The organism is Micromonospora sp. DT41 (assembly GCF_049841715.1).
In the GTDB taxonomy this organism is placed as follows: domain Bacteria; phylum Actinomycetota; class Actinomycetes; order Mycobacteriales; family Micromonosporaceae; genus Micromonospora; species Micromonospora profundi.
Window position 1 is genome coordinate 49,888 of record NZ_JBNCKU010000013.1, and the last position, 20,950, is coordinate 70,837.

Below are 20,950 nucleotides of genomic sequence, written 5' to 3' on the forward strand. Positions count from 1 at the left end.
GAGGGGCTCACCGCCGCTCAGATCAGGCGCAGCTCGCGCGCCCGCCGGACCGCCTCACGCCGGCGGGTCGCGCCGAGCTTGCGGTAGATGTTGCGGACGTGGGTCTTCACAGTGTTCACCGACAGCGACAGCTCGGCGGCGATCTCCACATTGGACAGGATGCTCTGCAGGTAGCGCAGGATCGTCAGCTCCCGCTCGGTGAGCGGCTCGTCGAGCGATCGGGCCGGCTCTGCCGACGTCGGGGCCGCGCTCTGCTCCACCTGGCGCACCAGGTCGCTGACCAGCGGGAAATGTGCGGTGCCCGCGTCCAGGTGCGCGGCCAGCAGGTCCCGCACCGACGGGTCGGCACGCGTGAAGACCCGACGGCAGCCCTGCGCGCCGGCCAGGTCCAGCACCTGCTCCAGGGTGCGGCCGACCCGGCGTACGTCCCCGCTCCGGTCGGCCAGCATTGCGTCCAGCAGGCCGGCGTCCAGGCGTACCGGCAGGGGCCAGGCGGCGGCGGGCGGCGCCTGCCAGTCCGGCAGGGTCCGCCCGGCGGCGGCGGGGTCACCGGCGCGCAGCTGGACCCGGGCCAGCGCCACGGCGAGTGCCGGGGTGGCCGCGTCGGCGGTGGCGTCCGCCAGCAGGACCCGGGCGCCGTCCAGGTCGCCCCGCTCAGCGCGGATCTCGGCCTCCGCGGCCCGCAGCAGACCCGACAGTTCGGCGGCGCTCGGCTCGTCAGGCAGCGACTCACGGGCCCGGACGAGCATCCGCTGGCCGGTCGCCGGATCACCGGCGTCACGGTGCAGGTGCGCCCCGCACCACGCCGCGAGGGCCGTCGCCACCGGTTCACCCGCCGCGCTGGACGACCCGGAGCCCGCGTCGACGGCGCCGACCGGGCCGGTCGCCTGCGCGGCGAGCGTGAGGTTCGCGCCGGCTTCCTCGGGCTGGTCACGGTGCAGCGCCACGACCGCCAACGCCAGGTACGCGTAGGCGCAGTCGAGCCGGCAGGACCAGCCCCGGCACGGCGGCATACCGAGGGCGTCGCGGGCCGCCCGCTCCGCCGCGTGCAGATCGCCGCGCACCGCGAGCAGCAGCGCGGAGCGGCTGGCGCCGACCAGTTCGGTGCGGGGTCGACCCGCCTCCCGGGCCGCCTCCCGCGCCCTGACGAACCGCCCGACGGGCAGCGCGCCGCAGGCCAGCTCGACAAGCCCCAACGCGGTACCTGTGAACGCCCGTAGGTCGGCGTCGTCGGTGCTGGGCGGGCGGTCCGCAGGCACGCCCGACGCGGGCCCAGCCGGCGCGGACGTGGCCGGCACGGACGTGGCCGACGCGGGCCCGGCCGACGCGATGCCGGTCGGCGTGCTTGCGGCTGGACGCGTGCGCAGCAGCCGGGCGGCGGCGGCGCGGGCCTCGGCCCGGTCACCGGCGAGCCGGGCCACCGTCAGCTCCAGGGCTGTCGCCATCCGCAGGAATCGGTCCCGGCGCGGCACCGGCAGGGCATCGGCGTACGCGGCGGCGTCGCGCAGATGGCCGGTGGCGGCGGGCAGGTCGCCGACGTACGCCCGTTCGGCGGCGCAGGCCAGGGCCACCTCCGGGTCGGCGCGCAGCACGTCCGGTGGCGGGGACGGGGGCGTCGGGCCGCTGACGGGTTCGTCGTCGTACCGGGTCAGCTCCGGCCAGTGCGCGACGAACAAATCCCCGGCCAGGTCCCACCGGCCGGCAGCGAGGGCGTGCCGCAGGCCGTCGGCAGGGCGTCCGTCCCCGGCGTACCAGTCGGCCGCCCGCTCGTGCAGTTCCCGCAGCTCGTCGCCGGGCAGCCGGGCCAGCTCGGCGCGGAGCAGGTCGGCGAGCAGGGGGTCGCAGCGGTACCACGGCGGGCGGCTGTCCTCCCGGCGCAGGAGGCCACCGACCTCGGCCAGGTCGGCAAGCGCCTGCCCGGCGTCGGCGCGACCGGTGAGCGCCTCGGCCAGGTCGGCGCAGACCGTCTCGGCGAGGGCGGTACGGCGCAGCAGGTCCCGGTCGGCCGGGTCGACGGCTGCCAGCACCTCCTCGCGCAGGTAGCCGGCGATCTCCGGCTGGTCGCCGCCGAACTGCCCCACCCAGCGTTCCGGGTCGGGCCTGCCCCGCAACGCCAGCGCGGCGATCCGCAGCGCCGCCGGCCAGCCCCCGGTACGGGTCCGCAGCCGGCGTACGGCAGTGGCGGGCAGCGGTGCGCCGTGCGCGGTGAGCAGGTCGGCCACCTCGTCGTCGGTGAAGGCCAACTCGTCCGGGCCGATCTCGGTCAGCTCACCGGCGAGGCGCAGCCGGTGCACTGCCAGCGGCAGCCCGGCCCGGGCACCGACCACCAGGTGCAGTCGCCCTTCGCAGTGCCGCAGTAGGAACTCCAGCCCGGTAAGCGCCGCCGGATCGGCGACGCGGTGCAGGTCGTCCAGTACCAGCAGCACCGGGCGTTGCAGGGCTGCCAGCCCGGCGGCGAGCAGTTCCAGCTGGTCGGGGCGCGGTGGGCCGGCGGGCAGCGGCGCCACCGGGTTGTCGTCCGCCGCCCCGGTCGCGGTCCGCAGCGCCGCCGCCAGGTACGCCCACAGCCGGTCGCCGTCGTCACCCGCCTCCACCGAGACCCACGCCGGCGCAGGCCCAGGTGCCACCGCCTGCCCGACCTCGACGTCCGGCGCGGAGCCCGCCTCGGGCGCGGCGGCTGCGAGGCGTACCCAGGTTGCCAGCAGTGTGGTCTTGCCCCAGCCGGCCGGTGCGGTGACCAGGGTGACCGGCCCGGCGCTGCCCTCGTCGAGCCGACGCAGCAGGCGGGGCCGGGCCACCACCGGCTCGGGCGGCACGGCCGGGGTCAGCCGGGACGCCAGCAGCGGCGGCTCCCCGGGCAACCCCGGTGCCGTGCCCACCCGCACGCGATCACGCTGTTCCGGCACCCGGCCCCACCCCCACCGACGCGTCCCCACCCCTGGTGGGCTGCGGTTACCCGACCCGGGACGGTTCACCCCTTCCGGGCGAGCCCGCTTCACCCGGTGTCGACGCACGATCGGGGGACGTGGATCCGGCAGGACGGAAGGGACGGATGGGACGCCTGACACGCACGGGATCCGCCCTGACCCGCGCCGCGCTGGCCAGGGCGCGACGGCTTGTGCGCGTACCCCGGTGGCGTGGCCGGCCCGGTGCGGACGGCGACCCCACCACGGCCGCGCGGTGGGAGGTGGTGACGGTGGACCGCCCGCCGGAGCAGGTGCTTCCCGACGGCCGGTGGCCGGAGCCCCTGCGCCGCCTGGACGGCGCTGTCGAGGTGCGGATGCGCTCGGCGCCCGGCGACCGCGGCACCGAGCTGGCGGCCCGCCCGCTGGCCGGCGCCGCCCCGACCGTCGGCTTGGCCGCGCACCTTGTCGGCGACGACCCGCGACTGCTGGTCCGCCGGACGTTGCGCCAGGTCAAACAGCGGGTCGAGGCCGGTGAGGTGCTGCGCCCGGACCGCTCCGCGCTGGACCGCCCCGAGGCCCCCGGGTGAGGGCGCTGTGCTGGGTGGCCGCCGACGAGCTGGCGGTACGCGAGGTGCCCGACCCGGAGCTACGCAACGAGCGGGACGCCATCGTCCGTGTCCGGCGCAGCTGCACAAGTGGTGCCGACCTGCCGCTGCTTGGCGGTCGGGATCCGCTGCTGCGCGCCGGTGACGTGCTCGGGGCCGAGTTCCTGGGCGAGGTCGTCGAGGCCGGTCCGGCAGTCCGGCGACACCGGGTCGGCGATCGGGTCGTGGTCGGTGCGAGCGTTGCCTGCGGCGGCTGCTGGTACTGCCGCCGGGGCCGGCACTCCTGCTGCGACAACGGCAGCACCGACCCGGTGACAGCCGGCCCCGGCTGGGAACGCTCGGACGCCGGCTGCTTCGGTCGGCCCCCGGCGGCGGGTGGCTTCGCTGGTGGTCACGCCGAGTACGTCCGGGTGCCGTACGCCGACGTGGGCGCGTTCCGGGTGCCGGACGCGGTGGGCGACGACCGGGCGCTGTTCGCCGCCGACGCCGCGCCGACAGGCTGGCTGGCCGCCGAGTTGGGCGATGTGCGACCCGGTGACGTGGTGGCGGTCTGGGGCGCCGGTGCCGTCGGCCAGTTGACCGCCCGCGCCGCGATGATGCGTGGGGCCGACCGGGTGGTCGTCGTCGACAGGCACGAGGAACGGCTCCGGATGGCCGAACGGCACTCCGGGGCGGAACCGCTCGACTACCGGCGCACCGACATCCCGTCGGAGCTGCGGGACCGCAGCGGTGGACGCGGCGCGGACGTGTGCGTGCTGGCGGTCGGCGCGCCGCCCGCGCGGTCCGTCGCCGAACGTCTCGCAGGCCGGGGCGGCGACCGCCCGGACGCGCTGCACGAGGCCGTGCACGCCTGCCGCAAGGACGGCGTCGTGGTGTTGCTCGGCGGTGCGGGCGCGTTCGTCGACGCGTTCCCGCTGGGCGCGGTGACCGACAGGCGGCTCACGCTGCGCGGGGCGCGCCGGCCGGACCTGCGGGACGTGCCGATGCTGCTGCACCGGATGGCCCGCGACGAGCTGCGGACCGAGCACCTGGCCACCCACCAGCTGCCGCTTGAGGACGGCCCGCACGGGTACGCCCTGTTCCGGGATCGCGTCGACGGCTGCGTCCGGGCCGTGTTCACGCCGTGAACCGCCCTCGTGATCGGCGAGCGCTGTCGATGGGTGGCAGACTCGCAGGATGGATGGGGAGCGGACGTACGACGTGGTGTTGTTCGGCGCTACCGGCTTCACCGGCGGGCTGACCGCCGAATACCTCGCCCGGCACGCGCCGCCCGGGTTGCGCTGGGCGCTTGCCGGGCGCAACCAGGACCGCCTCGCCGCCGTACGCGACCGGCTCGCCGCGATCGACCCCGCACTCGCCGACCTGGCGCTGCTCACCGCCGACGTGACCGACGCCGACTCGCTACGGACGGTCGCCCAGAGCGCCCGCGTGGTCGCCAGCACCGTGGGCCCGTACGTCCACCACGGGGAGCCGCTTGTCGCCGCCTGCGCCCAAGCCGGCACCGACTACCTGGACATCACCGGCGAGCCGGAGTTCGTCGACCTGATGTACGTCCGGCACCACGCCGAGGCGACCCGCACCGGCGCGCGACTGGTGCACGCCTGCGGGTTCGACTCCATCCCGCACGACCTGGGCGTCTGGTTCACAATCAAGCAGTTGCCCGCCGACGTGCCGATCACTGTCGACGGTTACGTACGCGCCGGCGCCCGGTTCTCCGCCGGCACCTACCATTCCGCGCTCACCGCGTTCTCCCGTACCGGGGAGGCGAGCCGGGCGGCCCGCGCCCGCCGGGCCGTGGAGCCACGCCCCGACGACCGCCGGGTCCGGGCGGTGCCGGGCCGGGTGGCCCGTTCGTCGGAGCTGGGCATCTGGGCCGTGCCGCTGCCCACCATCGACCCGCAGGTGGTCCGCCGCTCGGCGGCGGCCCGCCCCGAATACGGTCCGGACTTCCGCTACCGGCACTTCGCTGCAGTGAAGCGGCTGCCGACCGTGCTGGCCGGCGCGGTGGGGCTCGGCGCGCTTGTCGGCCTGGTGAAGCTGCCACCGACCCGACGCTGGCTGCTCGGTCGGCTCGCCTCCGGGCAGGGGCCGACAGCGCAGCAGCGGGCGACGTCCTGGTTCCGGGTCCGGTTCGTGGGCGTCGGCGGCGGCAAGCGGGTGGTCACCGAGGTGGCCGGCGGCGACCCTGGCTACGACGAGACGGCGAAGATGCTCGCCGAGTCCGCGCTCTGCCTGGCCCTCGACGACCTACCGCCGGCCGCCGGCCAGCTCACCCCGGTCAGCGCGATGGGCGACGCGCTGCTCGACCGCCTGATCCGGGCAGGGCTCACCTTCCGCGTGCTGGTGTAAGGAAGGGCACCTTGTTAACGCCTTTTGTATAAGAAGGGGCCCTTCCTAACGGCGGCGGCTTGACTCTCGACCAGGTCGAGGGGGCAGGATGCCGGCGTGGTGAGCGACCTGCACAGCATCGGTGAGCTGGCCCGGGCCAGTGGCCTGACAGTGAGCGCCCTGCGCTTCTACGACTCGGCGAACGTGCTGGAGCCGGCCCTCGTCGACCCGGTGACCGGCTACCGCTGGTACACCGACGAGCAGATCGCCCCGGCCCGGCTGGTGGCCGGGCTGCGCCGGGTCGGCATGCCGGTGCCGGAGATCGCCGCCGCGGTCCGCGCGGAGCCTGCCGAGGTGCACCGGCTGCTCGACGCGCATCTGCGCCGGCTCGCCGACGGGCTCGCCGACGCCCGCCGTGAGATCGACAGGCTCCGGGCCCTGGTCGACCCCGCGCCGGCTCAGGCCACGACGCTGCTGCTCTCCCCCACAGAGCTGGCCGCCGCGCTGGACGCGGTGCGTTTCGCCGTCGGCGCCGACCCGGAGCTGCCGGTGCTCTGCGGGGTGCTACTGGACGTCGAGCCGGACGCCGTGCGGCTTGTCGCCACCGACCGGCACCGGATGGCGCTGGCCCGCGCCGGGGCGACAGTCGACGGTCCGCCGACGCGGATGCTCCTGCCCGTGGACCTCATCGACCGGTTGCGCCGGCTGCTCGACAGCGAAGATCCCGAGCCGGTACGGCTGACAGTGGCCGGCACCGACCTGCGGGTCTCGGTGGCGGGCCGGACGCTGACCGGAACCGCCCTGCCGTACGACTTCCCGGACTACCGCCGCCTGCTTCGGGAGGCGGTCGGCGAGCACAAGGCCACGTACCGCGTCCCGGTGGACGTGGCAGCGCTGCGCGCCGCGCTGACGGACCCGGCCGCCCCCACAGTGGCCCGCGAGTACGCAGGCCGGCCCCTGGCGGTGACAGTTCTCGGCCTCGACGACCGGGGCGGCCTACGGGTGCTGGACCCCACCGACGAGCCGGACCAGGCACCTCGGGCCGGCGGGCTGCGGATCGGGGTGAACGGTGACTACCTGCTCGACGCGCTGGACGCTGCCGGTGGGCCGCAGCTGGTGCTGGAGCTGGACGGGCCGATCGCCCCGCTTGCCGTGCGCCGGCCGGGCGACGCCGACACCTTCTCCGTGCTGATGCCCATCCGGCTCTGACAACTCTTGCCCGGCTCTGACAGCTATTGCCGATTCGGCTCTGAAACGGGGCCGTCGCTCCCCGGCCCGGGTCGAAACGGGCGCGACGGTAGCATCTGGTGGTCCACCCGACCCCGGACGGAGGCGTACGGAGCAGCATGCTCGACATGGAGTTGATCCGGAAGGATCGCGAGGCGGTGGCGACCGCGCTGGCGAAGCGTCTGGATCCCGCCGAGGTCGATCAGGCCCTGGACGAGATCCAGCGGCTGGACCAGGAACGGCGCGCCCTCATCACGGAGATCGACGCCGAGCGGCAGCGCCGCAAGGCGGATGCCCGTGCGTACGCGGAGGCGAAGCGCGCCGGCCGGGAGCCGGAGGCCGTCGCCCCCGAGGCCGGTCGCCGGCAGCTCTCGGACCTGGAGTCCGAGCTGGACGGGGTGCAGGCGCGGTTGCGCGATGCGATGAGCGAGCTGCCCAACCTGCCCGCCGACGACATCCTTCCCGGCGGCAAGGAGGCCAACCGAGTCGTCAAGACCTTCGGCGAGCCGCCGGTGATCGAGAAGGTCCGCGACCACGTGGAGCTGTCCCGAGGGCTGGGCCTTGTCGACTACGAGCGCGGGGTGAAGCTCGGCGGCTCCGGCTTCTGGATCTACACGGGGGTCGGCGCACGGCTGGAGTGGGCGCTGCTCAACTACTTCATCGACCAGCACATCAGGGCCGGGTACGAGTTCCTGCTCCCGCCGCACCTGCTGCTGGACTCGGCCGGTTTCGCCGCCGGCCAGTTCCCGAAGTTCTACGACGACGTCTACCACCTGGACGCCGCGTCCGCCCCGCGCGGGCAGTTCCTGCTGCCCACGTCGGAGACGGCGATCCTCGGCGCGTACCAGGACGAGATCCTGGACACCACGAAGCTGCCGTTGAAGGCGTTCGCGTACACGCCGTGCTACCGCCGGGAGTCGGCCGGGTCGCACTCGGACGAGCGCGGCACCGTGCGGGGGCACCAGTTCAACAAGGTGGAGATCTTCCAGTTCACCCTTCCGGAGCAGGCGGACGCCGCACTGGAGGAGATGCTCGCCCACGCCGAGAGCCTGGTCGAGGGGCTGGGCCTGCACTACCAGCGGACGCTGCTCTCGGCGGGTGACGCGAGCGCCTCGATGAAGAAGACCCTCGACATCGAGGTGTGGATGCCGAGCACCGGCAAGTACAAGGAGGTGTCGTCGGTTTCCTGGGCCGGCGACTACCAGGCCCGCCGGGCGGCCATCCGCTACCGGGAGCCGGGCGGCAAGCAGACCCGTTTCGTGCACACGCTCAACGGCTCGGCCCTAGCGACGAGCCGGCTCTTCCCTGCCATCCTGGAGCAGTACCAGCAGGCCGACGGCTCGGTGCTGATCCCCGAGGTGCTGCGCGACCGGATGGGCACCGACCGCCTCACCCCGCGCTAAGCGGTCCGCTCGACGGGGGCTGGGTCCATCCCGGCCCCCGTCGGCGTATCCGCCGGTGCCGTCGGGCGCTCAGCCACCGTGTTAGGAAGGGACCCTTCCTCTACCGCAGGCGTTAGGAAGGGGCCCTTCCTAACAGCCAGGGCCAGCGCCGCGAGCAGGACGAGCACGGCGAGCAGGACCACCGGGCCGAGCGCGTCGAGGCCGTCGGCGAGGGCGTGCTGCACCTGGGCCGCCGCCCGTATCACCGGGTCCGCCAGGGCTTCGCGTCGGCCTGCGACGAGCCGCAGCTCGTACCAGCCGTACCAGGCGACGTAGCCGCCGGTGAGCAGCAGCACCAGGGCACTGAGCCGGGGCACCAGCGCGCCGGCGACCCGCAGCCGGGCCACCAGGCCGTCGCGCACAAGCGCCACACCGAGCGCGGCGACAGCGACCACAAGCCCCATCCCGAGGGCGTACGCGCCGAACAGCGCCAGCCCTTCGCCAGTCGAGCCGGCCTGGAGGCTCGTCACCACGATGGCCAGGAACGGTGCGATGGCGCAGCCGAGCGAGGCCAGCGCGTACGCCGCGCCGAACAGCACCATCGACGGCCAGGAACGGGTCAGTCGGGGCGCTCGGGCCGACCAGCCGGGGGTGGGCAGCCGGCGGCCGGTGAGCAGCCAACAGCCGGCCACCACGAGCAGCAGTCCGAGCGCCACTGTCAGCCACGGCAGCCGGGGTCGCAGCCAGCCGGCGAGCGGCGCGAGGGCCAGGCCGAAGGCGCCGAAGACCACGACGTACCCAAGGGTCAGCCCGGCCGCCGCGGTGAGCGCGCGGCCGACAGCGCCGCGGGTGTCGGTGGTCCCGGCGACCAACAGCGAGAGGTACGCGGGCAGCAGCGCGAAGCCGCACGGGTTGACAGCGCCGAGCATGCCGGCGGTCAGCGCGAGCAGCAGCGGGGTGGTCACGCCCGGGCCAGCGCGGCGACGCGGGCGGTGAGCGCCTCACCGTCCAGGAAGCCCTGGTGGACGACAGTGCCGTTCCGATCGATGATCACGAAGATGCTCTGTTCGGTCACCTTGAACCGACGCCAGAGCGCGCCGGCGCGGTCGTCGATCTGTGGCGTGCCGGCGAGGTCGAACTCGGTGACGAAGTCCTTCATGGCGTTGCGCTCGCCGAGGCCGGCGACGCCGACGATCGGCACTGTGTCCCGGTACTGCGGCGCGATCTCGGCAACTGTCCACGCCTGGCTGGCGCAGGTGGCGCACCACGGCGCCCAGAACCAGAGCACCACGGGCCGGCCGGCGAACGTCGTCGCGTCGAGCGGGCTGCCGTCGAGGGTGGTCCCGGTGAATCGCAGGGTGTCCGGGATCGGGGCCGGCGCGGCCGTCGGCGAGCCGGTGGCGGGTACGGTCGGCGCGGCCGGGGAGCTGGCCGGGGCCGGCGTCGCCCCGGCGGCGGCAGCGTCGGGCGGCACCGTGCCGGTGCAGGAGGCCGTGGCGAGCAGAGCGACAACCAGTACGGCTGCGGTACCGCCACGGCGTAGCCACCTCCGTCCGTGCGAGTTGCGCATCCGTGTCTTCCTCCACAGGTTGTTAGGAAGGGGCCCTTCCTATACACGAGGCGTTAAGAAGGTGCCCTTCCTTACTCGGCCTTGGCGAGGCGTAGCGCTAGCTCCGGGCAGACCTTGACCGCCTTCAGTGCGCCCTCGCGCAGCCAGGTCGGCACCGGCGTGGCCGGAAACGCGGGATAGCCGTTGCCGTCGAGGCGGATGAAGTCCGGCACCACGTGCGCGCAGAGCCCGTGGCCGTCGCAGCGCGACCAGTCCAGTGTGAGCTTCTGCGGGTTCGCGTCGGGCGCGCCCGGCAACCCCATGACGCCCTTGACCCGCCGGCCGCAGCCGTCGCCGGTGCTGTGCATCCTCAGGTCGTCGGCGAAGACCTCGATCGCGGAGAGGGCGAACCGTGCGGTGCCGTCGGGGTGGCTGCACGCGCCCCGGCCCTTCACCTCGCCGGCTGCGGCGCGTACCACGTCGGCCGGTTGGCTGCCGGCGACGGCCAGGTCGACGGCGCGGGCCAGGTCCGGCAGGCCCATCTTGCACGGTCCGCACTGGCCTGCGGACTCACCGGCCAGGTAACGCACCACCTGCGCGGCCTCACCGAGCGGGCAGGTGTCGACGCCGACCGGGACGATGATGCCCGCGCCGAGGGTGCCGCCGACAGCGGCGAGGCCCTTGCGGGAGACCTCTGCCTTCTCCGCCGCCTCCGGGGTGATCCACTTGCCGTGGTAGCCGCCCATCAGGATGCCCTGGACGTCCGGCACCTCGCACAGGTCGAGGATCTCGCGCAGCGGAGTGCCGGCGGCGATCTCCACCACCGCCGGTCGGGCCGCCGCGCCGGTCACCGTGAGCAGCAGGGTGCCCGGCTCGTCGTCGGTGCCGAGTGCCGCGTATTCGTACGGGCCGAGTCGGGCGGCGACGGCCAACTGGGCGTACGTCTCGGCGTTGGACAGCAGCGTGGGCAGTCCACCGACGCCGGAGTCGCTGGAGCGCTTCTTGGTGCCCGGCGGGATGTGCGGCAACCCGTTGATCCCGTTGACGAGCGCGCCGCCCTCGCCGGAGATGAACCGGTGCGGCACCGTGACGATTGTGGCCGGCACCGGCATCCGCCGCTCCGCCAGCGCGTCCATCAGCGACTCCCGGCCGACCCCGTCGTCGGCCACACCGATGACGATCTCCTCGGCGTCGAGCGCGTACGCGGCCAGCGCGGCGCCGTCGAGAATCAGGTGCGGCGCGCGGGTGAGCAGCACCTTGTCCTTCCAGCTCGCCGGCTCGCCCTCGGTGGCGTTCACCACCACCACGGCGGCGAGGTCCTGCCGCTCGCAGGACTCCAGGACCGCGCGCAGCTTGCGGGCGAACGGGAAGCCGGCGCCGCCTTTGCCCTTGAGCTGCATGCCCTCGGCGAGGCGGAGCAGTTGCGCCGGTTCCATCGGGCCGATCGGGCCGTGCACCTCCTCGTGCGCTGCCAGGTCGAGTCGGCCGAACTCGGCGAAGCCGGCGGTCAGTCGGGGTTCGCCGACGCAGGCGACCGGGGGCACGGTCGTCCGCATCACTTGGCCTCACCCCGCAGCCCGGCCCAGTACGCCCCGTCCACGGCATCCGCGCTGGCCTTACGGCGCTTGGCGGAGCGGCTCTCGCCGGCTGCACGGCGGGCTCGCCGGGACGCCAGGTCGACAAGGGTCGGGGTGTCGTCGACGGGCGGCGGTACGTCCTCGGGGACGTACCGGGCCGGCGGGCGCCAGTAGTCCGGCTCCTCCGGCAGGTCGTCCTCGGCGCTGTGACGGCCACTGCCGCTGCGCGGCGCCGCGGAGATCGGACCTGCGGAGATCGGGCTGCTGGAGATCGGCTCGGCGGAGACCGGGCCAGCCGAGATCGGCTCCGCGGCCTGCCAGCGGCGCGGGCTGTCCCACGGCTCCTCGGGCTCGTCGAGCGTCCGCCGGGGCGGCGCCGAGTAGCGGGTGCCGTCGTCCTCGGTCCGGGAGCCTCGGCGGGACCGTTCGGCGACCGGCTCCTCGACGGGCGTGGTGTCACGTCGCCGGCCGGTGGTGGTCGCATCGTCGCGGGTGCGGGTGCGGGTGCGCTCGCCTCGCTGGCGGGCCACGGGCTCCAGCTCCTCCTCGTCGCGCTGGCGGGTGGGCGGCTCCTGCGCGCTGCGGCGGGAGGACCGGCGGGTGGGCTCCGCCTCGTCGCGCCGTCCGCGCGTCCGCCGGTCCACGTCCTGCCGGGCGGCCGGCTCCTCGTCCCGCCGACGCCGGCTGGGCCGGGTCGGCTCGGCGAGGGAGCCGGGTTCGGGGACCACCGGGACGGTGAACCGCTCGGGGTCGCGCCGCCGTGGGCCGGCCGGTGGCGCGGTCCAGGTGGCGGTGGTGGCCTCCGCCCAGGCGGGACGCTTGTCCTCGCTGGTGTCGCGGCGTCGGCTCAGACCGGCCAGCAGGGCGCGGCCACGGCTCTCCGCGCTGGCCCGGCCGGCCATCGCGGCGTTACGCAGGGCGGCCTGGTGCTGCTCGCGGCTGCGCCGGCCGATTGTCACCGAGAGCCGCACCAGCAGTGCCAGCACGACGAGCAGGATGCAGGCGAGGTAGCTGAGCACCACCCAGGAGCTCGCGGCCCGGCCGGCGTTGAGGCCGTGCAGGATGGCGAAAGGCCAGGAGAGGTACGCGGTGGAGTGCATGGCCCGCCACAGCCATTTGGGACCGACACCTGCGAAGCGGGCTCGGATGATGCCGGTCCAGATCACGCTGACCATCAACAGGGCGGCTACCGTGCCGAGGCCGACGTAGAGCCCTCGGCCGCCGACGAACGGGATCAACGAGTCGGTTACCGCAGCCCGACCGGTGGCGATCTTCGTGAGCACGTGGAAGCCCAGCCCGGCCACGCCCAGGACGCCGGTGGCCCGGTGTGCCGACTGCATCAGCACCCGGTGCGGGATGCTCAGCACCAGCCGGTCGGTGGCGAGCAGCCCGAGCATCACGGTGAGGCTCAGTGACACCAGGGCGACCACCCCGGCGAAGAACTCGGTGAAGAAGAAGCCGTACGCGTATGCCGTCTGCCCCGCTCCGGTCAGCATCGTCGCCGCCCAGAGCGCCGCGACCACCGAGGCGATCAGCAGCATGGTCGCCGACCGCGAACGGGTTCGGACCCCCCGACTGCTGGCGCTGGTCCGGACCGTGGTGGCCTTCTCGTTCTGCTTTGCCCGGGCCATCTGCTCCTCGATCGTCTCGCGGCGGCGTACCACCGGCCGACCCCTGCTCCCCCATCCAGTACGGACGGACGGCGCGCGCGGATCATCCGGGGCGGAAATTTTCTGGGGCGGGATCGAACCGGTCGGCGTCGCCGCGCGTGACAGTCAACCCCGCAGAACGGAGGAGGCAGCGACGGATGTGCATGCGTTGACAGCCGTTGCAACGAGCTTGTAATCTTTCGGCAATTTTCAGCACGGGTTGCAAGATTCGAGCAACTGGTGCTCCCTCGCACCACCACCTCACCCCCCGCTCCCGTCAGGAGTCCCGATGCACCGACGTCGACGCGCCTCGGCGATCCTCGCCCTCGGCCTGATCGCCAGCCTGCTCGTCCCCCTCACCGTGACGGCACCCCCGGCCGCCGCGGCGCCCGCAGGCAACAAGAAGGTCATCGTCCAGCTCTTCGAGTGGAACTGGCCGTCGGTCGCCAGCGAGTGCCAGAGCACTCTCGGCCCGAAGGGCTACGGCTACGTCCAGGTCTCGCCCCCGCAGGAACACGTCCGGGGCAACCAGTGGTGGCTGGCGTACCAACCGGTCAGCTACCGCATCGAATCCCGCAAGGGCACCCGCGCCCAGTTCCAGTCGATGGTCAACACCTGCCACGCGGCAGGCGTCAAGGTGCTCGTCGACGCGGTCATCAACCACATGTCCGGGCAGGCCAACGGCGGCACGGGCTGGGCCGGCTCGTCCTACTCGCACTACGACTACCCGGGCATCTACCAGACGCAGGACTTCCACCACTGTGGGCGCAACGGCGGCGACGACATCGTCAACTACAACGACCGGTACGAGGTGCAGAACTGCGAGCTGGTCAACCTGTCGGACCTGAAGACCGAGTCGGACTACGTCCGTACGAAGATCGCGTCGTACCTCAACGACCTGCTCTCGCTCGGCGTGGACGGCTTCCGGCTGGACGCCAGCAAGCACATGCCGGCCGCCGACATCGCCGCGATCCGGGGCAAGCTCTCCCGCTCGGCGTACATCGTGCAGGAGGTCATCTACGGCTCCGGTGAGCCGGTGCAGCCGACCGAGTACACCGGCAACGGTGACGTGCACGAGTTTCGGTACGGCAAGGACCTGGCCCGGGTGTTCCGCTCGGAGCGACTGGCGTACCTGCGCAACTTCGGCGAGGGCTGGGGGCACCTGCCCACCGGAGTCGCCTCGGTGTTCGTCGACAACCACGACACCCAACGCGACGTCGGCGGCGTGCTGACGTATCGGGACCGGGGCATCTACGCGCTCGCGAACGCCTTCATGCTGGCCTGGCCGTACGGCTCGCCGACAGTCATGTCCAGCTACACCTTCAGCAACCGGGACGCCGGCCCGCCCTCGGACGGCGCCAACAAGACGCTGAACACCACCTGCTACTCCGGATGGGAGTGCGAGCACCGCTGGCCGGTGATCGCCAACATGGTCGGCTTCCGCAACGCCACCGAGGGCGCGGGCGTGGCCAACTGGTACGACAACGGCAACAACCACATCGCGTTCAGCCGCGGCGGCAAGGGCTACATCACCGTCAATGACGAGGATTCGGCGGTGAACGGCCGCTCCTACTACACCGGGCTGCCCGCCGGTCGCTACTGCGACGTCATCCACGGCACGTACTCCGGTGGCACGTGCAGCGGACCGGTGATCACCGTGGACGGTAGCGGCTGGTTCGCCGCCAACGTGCCAGCCCACGACGCGATAGCGATCCACATCGGCGCCCGCGTCTGATCCACTGCAAGGAAGGGCCCCTTCTTATCGCTTTTTGTATAAGAAGGGGCCCTTCCTAACGTCGGGTGGTCCGATACAGTCGTTTGGTGCTGTTTGACCGAATGTCTCCGTATCGTCGTCGGGGTTTGTGGGTGGGCGCGGCCGTCTCCGTGGCCGCGCTGGTGATCCTCGCGTTGCTGATCGGCCAGGCCCTCACTCCACGCTCGACGAACCGCGACCGGCCGGTCGCTGTCGCGACCGCTCCGACGCCGCCGAGCATCGAGCAGAGTCCCGAGGAATCGGTACCGGCCGCGGCTCCCGCCCCGGACGGGTTGCCAGTGGTCGACTACGACCCCGCACCGAAGGGGTTCCCGGCCGACCCGGCCACCATGGACACCACCCCGCTGACCGAGGGCGTGCATCCGACCCGGCGGATCGCCGCGTACGACGCGCCCGGCGGACGTCCACTTGCCTTCCTCGAACCGACACTCGCCGGTGTGGAGCTGACGGTGCCGATCGCCGAGCAGCGGGCCGGCTGGACGGCTGTCCTGCTGCCGTCGGCCAACAGGCGTCTCGCCTGGCTGCCGCCCGGCGGATTCGACACGGTGCCGTTGCGCGACCAGATCGTTGTGGAACGCAAGGTGCACCGGCTCACCTGGTACCGGGCGGGCAAGGCGATGCGTTCCTGGAAGACGAGCCTCGGTCAGTCCGGCCAGGAAACCCCCCTCGGTCGGACGTTCATCCTGGGCCGCACGCCGCCGCCGGAGGCGGTCTACGGCGGGGTGGACATCTACGCCCTCGGCTCGGTGCCTGACGACCCCGAGGCGGTACCCGCCAGCCTGCGCGGCGCCCACATCGGGGTGCACACCTGGCACAACGACGACGACCTGGGCAGGAACACCACGAACGGCTGCATCCGGGTCACCCGCAGCGGGCAACGCGAGCTGCTCGCCGAGGTTCGCCCCGGCAGCAGCCTGGTAGTGGTCGACCAACTGCCCACGCCACCGCCGACCGCCTGAGCGGCGCACCGCCTCAAGCGCGACTGATGCTCCGGAGGCGCGGACCTGACGTCCGGAGCGGCCGTCACGTTCCCACCATGACATTTGTCAGGGCCCACACGATTCGGCGGGCGGAGGAATCCCGCGCCCGGCAGCGGGTAACCGCCGGGCCGGACACCGCTACACCGGGGGGAACGCGATGGGCGCCACGCCGCAGGGCCGGGTCGACACGGTCGTACTCATCCACGGGCTGTGGATGACCCCGCGCAGCTGGGAGGGGTGGGCCAGGCGGTACACGGCACGCGGCATGAACGTCCTCGCCCCGGCCTGGCCCGGCATGGACCGGGATGTCGAGCAGCTGCGCGACGATCCCAGCCCGATCGCCGAGCAGAGCATCGCCACGATCGTCGCGCACTACGACCGGATCATCCGGGCGCTGCCCAGCCCGCCGATCATCATGGGCCACTCGTTCGGCGGGCTGTTCACCCAGATCCTCGTCGACAGGGGCCTCGGCGCGGCCGCTGTGGGCGTGCACTCGTCGGCGCCCAAGGGAGTGCTGAAGGTGCCACTGAGCCAGCTGCGCTCGGCGTTCTCGATCCTGCGCAACCCCGCGAACCGCAACCGGGCCGTCCCGTTCACCCCTGACGACTTCGCCTACGCCTTCGGCAACACGATGAGCCGCGCCGACTCCGACCGGGCCTGGCAGCGCTACGCCGTCCCGGGAGCCGGGCGGGTGCTCTTCGAAAGCGCGTTCGCCAACCTCGACCCGACCTCGCCCGCGAAGATCGACAACGGTCGCAACAACCGCCCGCCGCTGCTGCTGATGGCCGGCGGACAGGACCACGTGGTACCGGCGACAGTTGTGCAGTCCAACGCGGCGCTCTACCAGAAGTCCCGGGCGCTCACCGCCTACGAGGAGTTCCCCGACCGGTCCCACTTCACCGTCGGGCAGGACGGCTGGGAGCGGATCGCCGACTACGCGCTGGACTGGGCGCTGCGCGCGGCGGCGCTGCCCCGCGAGGCGACCATCGCCAGCGAGGCACCCCGCCGCTGAACATGACGGCGCACCACCGGCCAGTCCTACCTGGCCCGCTGTGCCCGAGCGACGACCTCCTCGTTGCTCAGCGGGCTCTTCGGATGGTGGCTCAGGCAGATTGGCGCCTGCATTTTCACGAACTCGCTCCCCTCGACGGCAGCGTAAAACTGGCCGGTGCTGAGCCGACCCACATCGGTGAGCGCGCTGCCCTTGGCCCGCGCCATCTCCTGCGCCGCGTCGATCTGGGTCATGCTCGTGAGCAGGCCGAAGAACTGGGTCGCGGCGTTGCCGGGGATCCGGTTGTGCAGGCCCTTCGGCGCCTGGGTCGCGAAGACCAGGCCGAGCCCATATTTGCGGGCTTGCGAGGCCAACGCCAAGGTGCTCTGCGTGCACGCCGTCATCGCGCCGGAGGGGGCGAGTGTCTGGGCCTCGTCCATCACGAAGAGTCCACCCAGCGGGCGATCTCCTGCCGGGTTGCGCTTGATCCACGCGAACAGGGCAAGTTGCAACTGGTTGACGAAGGTCTGCCGCTGCTGGTCGTCAGGGAGCCCCAGGAAGCTGATCACCGAGATGCGGGCCCGGTAGCCGGGCGGTGGGGTGAGCAGTTCCCCCGGGTCGACGGCGGTGCCGCTACCGCCGAACAGCGGATCGTTGACCATGGCCGCTGTCAGGAGCTGGGCCATCTTTGCCCCGAGCTTGACGCCGTCTTCGAGCTGGCTGACACCTTCGGGGAGCGCGCCGAGCAGCCCGATGAACTCCCGCAGGTCGCTCGCGCCGGTGCGCGCATAGCTGGTCAACGCCTCACGTAGCACGGCCCGGCTGAGGCGCGCTCGGTCCGTTGGCCCTTCGGCACGGGCGTGCGGCGCGAGCGCCGCCACCGCTGCGTCGACGCCGGCTGCGAAGGCGTCCGAGTCGTTGAGGATGTCGGCGAATTGCGGCAGCGGCTGAAAACTCAGCGGCCGGCCGCCGTGCCAGCGGGGGGTCCACACCACGACGTCGGTCTTGGCGAGGTAGTCGGCGGCCAGCCGCGCATCGTCCTCACCCCACGCCGCCGGTGGGTCAGGCCACGGGTCGCCGAGACGGGCCAGATCGTTGTTGGGATCGAGCACGATGGCCGAGACGCCGCGCAGAGCGCATTCCTCGACAAGCCGCCGGATCAGGACGGTCTTGCCGGAACCGGACCCGGCGAAGATCGCCGTGTGTCGCCTGAGCGCCTCCAGCTCGACCGACACCGGTCGGTCGCCGCCGACCACCACACCGATCGGCACGACGGTATCTGTCGCGTCGACGTCGGCTGTCGCATCGGCTGTCGATCGACCCGGGCCCACTGTCGGACCGGGCTCGGCATCCGACAACGACTCGACCGTACGGTCGGCCTGACCCGCCTCGGCGGTCACGTCGCCGAGCGCCTGTTGGAGCAGCGCGACCTTCTCCGTCGGCCGGCGGCTGGCGAACCACTGCCGCAGCGTCTCCGAACCGTGCCGACCGATCAGCTCCTTTAGTGCCATCAGTGTCGTCACGTCCTGCTCGCTGAAGGCCAGCGTGCTGCCTCCGGCGGCGGTGAACGCGGCCAGGACCTCCTTGGTCCGGGCGCCGGGCGACCAGTCCGGGGTGCGGAGCAGGTAGAGGCGTCGTTTCGACACTCCCTCGGCCAGACCGGCGGTGGTGCTCGCCACGCGGATCCGATTCAGCGCTGCGATGTGATGGCGGGCGCTGACCGCCCGGAACGACCAGTGCTGCTCGTCCTCGATCTCCTCGTCCAGGGTGCGTCGGAGCCGAGCATGCAGTGCCGGCTTGCCGCCGGCCTGCGGGTCGATGCTGAACCCGTCTCCGGCCGGGCCCCGTTCGGCGATCCACGCGGTGAGCCCGGCCTTCAACAGGTCCGGTACGACGGCATCTTCGGTCTCCTGCCGCAGCGCCGCAGTCGGGTCGGCCCGGGCGCACAGATCGGCGAAGTCGGCGTCGAACCGGGCCAACTGCTCTGTCGTCGCGACATCGTCCCCCTGGGCGGCGACCCGCATCTCCGCGACCCGCTCGAACGACGTCGCCGCAACGGCTGTCGACTCCCCGGACAGCAGATGTGCCAGCTCCCGAACCTCTCCGGCGGCGAGGCATCCACGAATGTGCCGGTCGATGACACGGAGCATCTCCCGCGGCGTGAACTGCACCGCCTCCGCGAAGGCGGCCGGCAGCACCGGCCACGTCGGGTACGGCGGGCTGAAGGAGATCTCCTCGAAGCGTGCGGTGAATCGCCGCTCGATGAGCGCCCGGCCCAGTTCGGCGGAGGGAATCTCCTTGAGCCGGACCGCCTCCCGGAACCGGTCCTGGATGGTGTCGGTCGCCTGGGACTTGACCTCCATCCAGGTGTGCGGCAGGCAGGCGACCACCGACAGGGTCCGCCGAGTTTCCTCGCGCAACGCCATCAGCCCGCCAGCGATCTGCTCCAGCAGCAGCGAGGTCCGCCACTGGTCGGACTGGTCCTCCCCGCTGGTGGCCTTGAGCGACTGGGCGATAAGCAGGTCGATCTGGTCGACCGCGATGACCGTCGGCCCGGTCAGGGCGAGCAACCGTGAGATGTCCCGGACGATCTCCTGCGGGGATCGCCTGCCTCGCCGGATCCCCCAGGTGGCGCGCTCACCGGGCTCCTCCTCGTCGTTGGCGCAGAGGAACCCGTATCCCACGTCCTGCAGAGCCGATGACTCCGCCGCTTGGAGCACCAGCGCGCGGGCGGTGCTTTGGCACTCGATGCCGACCTGCCGGTTGTGCTTGCGGATGAGGTCCACGAACGCGTCGAGCGCCGGGCGGGTCAACTCGTACTCGCCGATGATCGCGCGTCGGATCGGCCGCGGTGCGTCGACTGCCTCGGCCAGCCGCCGGAGGAACAAGTGCAGCTGAGGCCGGCCGTCAGCACCTGGCCGGGCGAGGCCGTCCAGGATGGACAGCACCGCGTTGGTCCAGAAAGTACTCGCCTCCAACAGGCTGACCAGGAAGAAGTACCCGCCCATCACCTGCACCCGCTCGCGGACGTAACCGAGCAGGTGGGTCTTGCCGGTGCCCCGCTGCCCGAGCAGAGCGACGCCGATCGGGCTGGAGTCGGCGCTCCGGTCCGCTTCCGCGACCCCGTCCAGGATCAGCTCGACGGCGTGCTCGTGCAGGCCGTCCACGTGAAAGGACGGGGGTTGCCAGACGTCGTCCGGGGTCGGCGCCCAGTTGAACCGGAGCGCCGTGAGTGCGCGTCGCTCGGCCTCATCCATTACAGGCCGATGGCGAGGAGATGCTTGTGCTGGTTACCGATGCTCACCGCAGCAGCACGCTGCTCAGCCGTCAGTGCCTTCTGGTTCGACTCGGGCACCAGATGCACGTCGGGGGCACGGTTGAGGTCGATGAGAGCGGCGTCGACCTGCGGGCCGGGCACCCCCGCCAGCGCGGCGCGCAGCGCGGCCAGCGCGATGTAGTCGCCGGGCCGAGGCGCCAGATCGGTGTACGCCGCACGGATGCGCTGCTCCACGTCGGTCGCCTCGGTGGCCGGCTCCGGTGCCTGCTCCGCGACGGCCGGCAGGTCCTTCGCCAGTCGGAACCGGAAGAAGTCCCTGGGCTCCGTCCCGGTGTGCTCCACCAGCCGCCGGATGAAGTCGAGAGTGGCGTAGAGGGTCTCGCCGGCCGTGCCCGCCCGCAGGGGCGGCTCGGCTCCGAGTTCGGCGACCGCCCGATCGTGGCCCTGCTGGGTCAGGTCCAGGGTGATCGGCCGCTCCGTGGCGACCACGTAACCCCTGTCGACCAGATCTATCCGCTTGTCCTTCGTGAGGCTACCGAAGAGCTTGAATGGCAGGGCATCCGCGTTGATCATCAGCCGGACGAGTACGTAACGCTGCACGGGGGTGAGACCATCGTGGGGCATTGTGCTCCTGAAGGGGTACGGAATCGCGCCGACAGCCACGGCGGACATCTGCGGAGGGGTTTGATCGTCGACCGTGTTTCG

15 protein-coding genes are annotated in these 20,950 nt (G+C 72.6%); 8 read left to right on the top strand and 7 right to left on the bottom strand.

Annotated elements, in window-relative coordinates; genetic code table 11:
• Positions 1-17: 17 nt before the first annotated feature.
• The gene (locus ACLQ23_RS23380) at positions 18-2,975 is read right to left on the bottom strand and encodes a LuxR C-terminal-related transcriptional regulator (protein ID WP_425881076.1); all 2,958 of its coding nucleotides are present in this window, start codon (positions 2,973-2,975) and stop codon (positions 18-20) included.
• 77 nt (positions 2,976-3,052) lie between these two features.
• On the opposite strand from ACLQ23_RS23380, the gene ACLQ23_RS23385 reads away from it, so the two are divergent.
• The 5 genes from ACLQ23_RS23385 (at position 3,053) to serS (ending at position 8,469) form a co-directional block, all read left to right on the top strand.
• Positions 3,053-3,493 (top strand): hypothetical protein, encoded by a 441-nt coding sequence (locus ACLQ23_RS23385; protein WP_425881077.1) that lies wholly within the window; start codon positions 3,053-3,055, stop codon positions 3,491-3,493.
• Complete coding sequence (locus ACLQ23_RS23390; protein WP_425881078.1) at positions 3,490-4,638, top strand: alcohol dehydrogenase catalytic domain-containing protein; 1,149 nt, start codon at positions 3,490-3,492, stop codon at positions 4,636-4,638. The genes ACLQ23_RS23385 and ACLQ23_RS23390 overlap by 4 nt, the downstream gene beginning before the upstream one ends.
• Positions 4,639-4,687: 49 nt before the next feature.
• Entirely contained in the window at positions 4,688-5,860 is a 1,173-nt protein-coding gene (locus ACLQ23_RS23395) for a saccharopine dehydrogenase family protein (protein WP_425881079.1), read from the top strand.
• Positions 5,861-5,968: 108 nt separating this feature from the next.
• A complete protein-coding gene (locus ACLQ23_RS23400) occupies positions 5,969-7,048 on the top strand; it encodes a MerR family transcriptional regulator (RefSeq protein ID WP_425881105.1) in 1,080 nt (359 codons plus the stop codon).
• 137 nt (positions 7,049-7,185) lie between these two features.
• A complete protein-coding gene (gene serS, locus ACLQ23_RS23405; protein ID WP_355595307.1) occupies positions 7,186-8,469 on the top strand; it encodes a serine--tRNA ligase in 1,284 nt (427 codons plus the stop codon).
• Here the strand turns inward: serS and ACLQ23_RS23410 are convergent.
• The 4 genes from ACLQ23_RS23410 to ACLQ23_RS23425 all read right to left on the bottom strand — a co-directional run bounded on the left by ACLQ23_RS23410 (position 8,466) and on the right by ACLQ23_RS23425 (position 13,238).
• A complete protein-coding gene (locus tag ACLQ23_RS23410) occupies positions 8,466-9,413 on the bottom strand; it encodes a cytochrome c biogenesis CcdA family protein (RefSeq protein WP_425881080.1) in 948 nt (315 codons plus the stop codon). The two genes, serS and ACLQ23_RS23410, sit on opposite strands and share 4 nt — an antisense overlap.
• Positions 9,410-10,018: a TlpA family protein disulfide reductase gene (locus ACLQ23_RS23415; RefSeq protein ID WP_355595148.1), complete on the bottom strand. Its 609-nt coding sequence runs from the start codon at positions 10,016-10,018 to the stop codon at positions 9,410-9,412. The genes ACLQ23_RS23410 and ACLQ23_RS23415 overlap by 4 nt, the downstream gene beginning before the upstream one ends.
• Positions 10,019-10,089: 71 nt before the next feature.
• Entirely contained in the window at positions 10,090-11,556 is a 1,467-nt protein-coding gene (locus ACLQ23_RS23420; protein WP_053653279.1) for an NADH-quinone oxidoreductase subunit NuoF family protein, read from the bottom strand.
• Positions 11,553-13,238 (bottom strand): hypothetical protein, encoded by a 1,686-nt coding sequence (locus tag ACLQ23_RS23425; protein WP_425881081.1) that lies wholly within the window; start codon positions 13,236-13,238, stop codon positions 11,553-11,555. Before ACLQ23_RS23425 ends, ACLQ23_RS23420 begins: the two co-directional genes overlap by 4 nt.
• Before the next feature lie 274 nt (positions 13,239-13,512).
• On the opposite strand from ACLQ23_RS23425, the gene ACLQ23_RS23430 reads away from it, so the two are divergent.
• The 3 genes from ACLQ23_RS23430 to ACLQ23_RS23440 all read left to right on the top strand — a co-directional run bounded on the left by ACLQ23_RS23430 (position 13,513) and on the right by ACLQ23_RS23440 (position 16,989).
• Positions 13,513-14,958 carry an alpha-amylase gene (locus tag ACLQ23_RS23430; RefSeq protein ID WP_425881082.1) on the top strand — a complete coding sequence of 482 codons (1,446 nt, stop codon included), beginning with the start codon at positions 13,513-13,515 and terminating at the stop codon, positions 14,956-14,958.
• Positions 14,959-15,089: 131 nt separating this feature from the next.
• A complete protein-coding gene (locus ACLQ23_RS23435; protein ID WP_425881083.1) occupies positions 15,090-15,956 on the top strand; it encodes a L,D-transpeptidase in 867 nt (288 codons plus the stop codon).
• 178 nt (positions 15,957-16,134) lie between these two features.
• A complete protein-coding gene (locus tag ACLQ23_RS23440; protein WP_425881084.1) occupies positions 16,135-16,989 on the top strand; it encodes an alpha/beta hydrolase in 855 nt (284 codons plus the stop codon).
• Positions 16,990-17,015: 26 nt separating this feature from the next.
• On the opposite strand, the gene ACLQ23_RS23445 is transcribed toward ACLQ23_RS23440, so the two are convergent.
• Both ACLQ23_RS23445 and ACLQ23_RS23450 read right to left on the bottom strand, forming a co-directional pair.
• Positions 17,016-20,225: an ATP-binding protein gene (locus ACLQ23_RS23445; protein WP_425881085.1), complete on the bottom strand. Its 3,210-nt coding sequence runs from the start codon at positions 20,223-20,225 to the stop codon at positions 17,016-17,018.
• Entirely contained in the window at positions 20,225-20,869 is a 645-nt protein-coding gene (locus ACLQ23_RS23450; RefSeq protein ID WP_355595135.1) for a hypothetical protein, read from the bottom strand. The genes ACLQ23_RS23445 and ACLQ23_RS23450 overlap by 1 nt, the downstream gene beginning before the upstream one ends.
• Between the last annotated feature and the right edge of the window lie 81 nt (positions 20,870-20,950).

Coding starts and splice junctions, on each gene's coding strand:
- ACLQ23_RS23385 (WP_425881077.1), top strand. CDS start 3,053: ATGGGACGCCTGACACGCACGGGATCCGCCCTGACCCGCGCCGCGCTG.
- ACLQ23_RS23395 (WP_425881079.1), top strand. CDS start 4,688: ATGGATGGGGAGCGGACGTACGACGTGGTGTTGTTCGGCGCTACCGGC.
- serS (WP_355595307.1), top strand. CDS start 7,186: ATGCTCGACATGGAGTTGATCCGGAAGGATCGCGAGGCGGTGGCGACC.
- ACLQ23_RS23415 (WP_355595148.1), bottom strand. CDS start 10,018: ATGCGCAACTCGCACGGACGGAGGTGGCTACGCCGTGGCGGTACCGCA.
- ACLQ23_RS23430 (WP_425881082.1), top strand. CDS start 13,513: ATGCACCGACGTCGACGCGCCTCGGCGATCCTCGCCCTCGGCCTGATC.
- ACLQ23_RS23440 (WP_425881084.1), top strand. CDS start 16,135: ATGGGCGCCACGCCGCAGGGCCGGGTCGACACGGTCGTACTCATCCAC.
- ACLQ23_RS23445 (WP_425881085.1), bottom strand. CDS start 20,225: ATGGATGAGGCCGAGCGACGCGCACTCACGGCGCTCCGGTTCAACTGG.
- ACLQ23_RS23450 (WP_355595135.1), bottom strand. CDS start 20,869: ATGCCCCACGATGGTCTCACCCCCGTGCAGCGTTACGTACTCGTCCGG.